At 52.2% G+C, this 806-nt stretch carries 1 rRNA gene; it reads right to left on the bottom strand.

Annotated elements, in window-relative coordinates:
• A 23S ribosomal RNA gene (locus Phpb_RS22790) occupies window positions 1-703 on the bottom strand; the annotation flags it as partial.
• Between the last annotated feature and the right edge of the window lie 103 nt (window positions 704-806).

Here is an 806-nt window from a genome sequence, read left to right as displayed (position 1 = left end):
CTGCCCATGGCTAGCTCACCGGGTTTCGGGTCTATACCCTGCAACTACTTCGCCCAGTTAAGACTCGGTTTCCCTGCGGCTCCCCTATACGGTTAACCTTGCTACAGAATATAAGTCGCTGACCCATTATACAAAAGGTACGCAGTCACCCTGACGAATCAAGGCTCCCACTGCTTGTACGTACACGGTTTCAGGTTCTCTTTCACTCCCCTCGCCGGGGTTCTTTTCGCCTTTCCCTCACGGTACTGGTTCACTATCGGTCAGTCAGGAGTATTTAGCCTTGGAGGATGGTCCCCCCATCTTCAGACAGGATTTCTCGTGTCCCGCCTTACTCGTCGAACTCACAACCATACCACCTTCGAGTACGGGGCTGTCACCCTCTTTCGCCGGCCTTTCCAGACCGTTCCTCTGATGGTATGGCTGATGCTGGTTCTGGGCTGCTCCCCGTTCGCTCGCCGCTACTGGGGGAATCTCGGTTGATTTCTTTTCCTCGGGGTACTGAGATGTTTCAGTTCCCCCGGTTCGCCTCATTAACCTATGGATTCAGTTAATGATAGTGCGACGCATCGCACTGGGTTTCCCCATTCGGACATCGCCGGCTATTACGCTTCATATCAGCTTACCGACGCTTTTCGCAGATTAGCACGTCCTTCATCGCCTCTGACTGCCTAGGCATCCACCGTGCACGCTTATTCGCTTAACCTCACAACCCGAAAGCGTCTCGGATTGTTCAGCTTGAGAGACTCCCCAATAATACCTTGTCGATATTACTGAGTGTTTCAATTTTTCAGCTTGTTCCAGATTGT

The organism is Photorhabdus namnaonensis (assembly GCF_001684335.1).
GTDB classification, from domain to species: Bacteria; Pseudomonadota; Gammaproteobacteria; order Enterobacterales; family Enterobacteriaceae; genus Photorhabdus; species Photorhabdus namnaonensis.
The sequence above is the reverse complement of the archived record's forward strand: the minus strand, read 5'-3'. Positions and strand labels throughout refer to the sequence as shown.